The following is a 2,572-nucleotide window of genomic DNA, read 5'->3' on the forward strand; positions in this document are numbered from 1 at the left end:
TTTTTCAGAGATAGTGGACGTCGCACAGTTTTATCTACAGACAGACTTTTGATTTTGGTATTGTCTACGACATTGGACGCCATGCTATGGGTAGCGTCAGTAGGCGCAACTGGTAGTAAATGCTGCGACGTTGATGTACGCCCTAACCATTTTTGTAGCACTTGTAACAATTGCGGTTGGCTAATTGGTTTGCCAACGTAGTCATCAATACCACTTGCGAGTAGCTTATCGCGCTCATCAGACAATCCGTGAGCCGTTAGTGCAATAATAGGAATATGGCTATCACCAACCTCTATTTTACGGATTTGCTGCGCCGCTTCACGACCCGACATACGTGGCATTTGAATATCCATAAAAATAAGATCGATGCTGTCTTTATCTTCTGGGTTGTTTTTTGAATGGGCCAACGAATTTTCTTCGGTATCTATGTCTATGGTTGAGGCAGCATTGGCCGACACCTTATGGGTTTGCGCACGGGCCTGAGCTTTTGATATCTGTGTTTTTTTGGATAAGCTTTGTTGCGACGATTTAGCATTTCTTATATTTTTGGCCTGCTGCTTGCTGATCAATTCGATGGCATCAAAGCCACTATTGGCAGTGATGACATGAATACCAAGCTCACTAAGAAGCGCATCTAATACTAAAAGGTTGGGCAGATGATCGTCTACTGCCAGCACAGTTATGCCATGCCAGCGCGGTGCTTGCGCTGCGACCGGTTCGCTTTTCTTTTGAGTGTCGAGCATGGCATATAACTGCCTCTTATCTAACGGCTCATATAAGACATTGGCATGATAGCGGTTTAATAACGCTTGGTCAGCAGCAACTTGATAGCCAAACACAGCAAGCTTGCCTTGATAGTGCAAACGAATTTGCTTAAGCAGTGCTGTCATGTCATCTTGTGTGTCGTTGTCGACGATTACCCAGTCCCAATAATTGCCATGCTCTTTTAGTGACTCAAGCACACCAGGTAACGAGTTGGCTTGAGTAAGTTTGATAGGCAGGACTTGCAGGCTAGCTTTTAAAACTTGTCTTGACGCAATGTGATTGATCCAGACCAATACATTGAACTCATCATTCGCACTAGCCAGTGGTGCAAGTACTGGCAAGGCAATGGTTTGACCAGTGGCAGCTTCCAATACATCGATATGAGTTGGCATACGAAACCAAAACGTCGCTCCTTGATTGGCTATATTTTCTTGTGCATTGTCATAAAACCCAATATCACCGCCCATAAGCCGTGTTAGTTGCTTAGATATGACAAGGCCCAATCCTGTGCCACCATACTGACGCGTGATAGAAGGATCACCTTGGCTAAAGCTTTGAAACAGCATCTTTTGGTCTGCAAGAGATATCCCTTTGCCACTATCTTGGACGCTAATCATCAGATGATTATCGCGATGATCATCTAAGCTTACGCGCACCACGACATCACCGCTATCGGTGAACTTAATGGCATTACCGACAAGATTGGTTAAAACTTGTTTGAGGCGTAGGGCATCACCCACGATTCGCATCGGCACATCGTTATAAAACAGTACGGCCATACGTAGACCTTTCTCTGCCGATACAGGAGAGAGCATATCGACCACGTCATAAATAGTGTCATAAAGATCAAACTCGTGACGATCAAGCACCAACTTGCCTGCTTCAATTTTGGAGAAATCCAACACATCATTTACCAATGCCAGCAGATGTGCAGACGACTTACGAATGGTATGTACGTATAAGTCTTGTTCAGGATTGAGCTCACCGTGACGCGCCAGCAAATTAATAAATCCATCAATACTGTTTAGAGGTGTGCGCAGCTCGTGACTGATATTGGCTAAGAATGCAGACTTAGCCTGACTGGTTGAGATGGCATCATCACGAGCATTTCTGATAGAAATGTTTTGCATCTCCATCTCATCAAAAGCCAGGCGTAGATCGTCCTCGGTTTGTTCCGCGTGGTCTTTTAAATCCTGAAAGCTGCTGTGCAAGCGCCGTAACGTCTTAACCAAGTCTTGTTGTAATAAGTTTAACTCTCCATCAGACTCAACCGGAATAGGCTTGTATAAATTGTCCACATGAGTACGCTGTAGCTGCAAACGCAGCTCATAAATAGGCGCAATCCAGCGTTTGGCATAAATATTGAGACTTAATAGCAAAATTAAAATCGTAAAAAGACCGGTAATAACGAGCGCCATCGCGATACGGTAACGCGCGATGTAAAGTGGCTCGTTATCCATATCGACAAGCAACCACAATCTGTGCCCTTCAAAATTACCCAATACAGTGCCATAAGCTGTACCGATAGGCGTCGATTGCTGGGACAAAAAACTTTGTGATGCATCAATTAAAGGCCAACTTTCGCTCACACCATAACCGACTGTTGCAAGTACCTGATTATTTTCGTTGATAATGGCAATGCGTTGTACATGCTGCTCCGACTGCATACGGCTGAGTCTATCGCGAATCGATACCAATGTGGCCATCGCCCCTTGAGGAGCATCGGCTGTCTCGTTGAGACTTTCATCAATAACTGTAGCAGACGATAGACGAGAGGTGGACATACCTCCAAGCGCTTCTTCTGACA

Annotated in this window: 1 protein-coding gene; it reads right to left on the minus strand. The window is 44.9% G+C overall.

Annotated elements, in window-relative coordinates; genetic code table 11:
• On the minus strand, positions 1 to 2,549 hold a 2,549-nt coding region (locus ACS8FD_RS12925; protein ID WP_439276200.1), incomplete at its 3' end, for an ATP-binding protein.
• Positions 2,550 to 2,572 lie beyond the last annotated feature (23 nt).

This window comes from Psychrobacter sp. 1U2 (assembly GCF_051847575.1).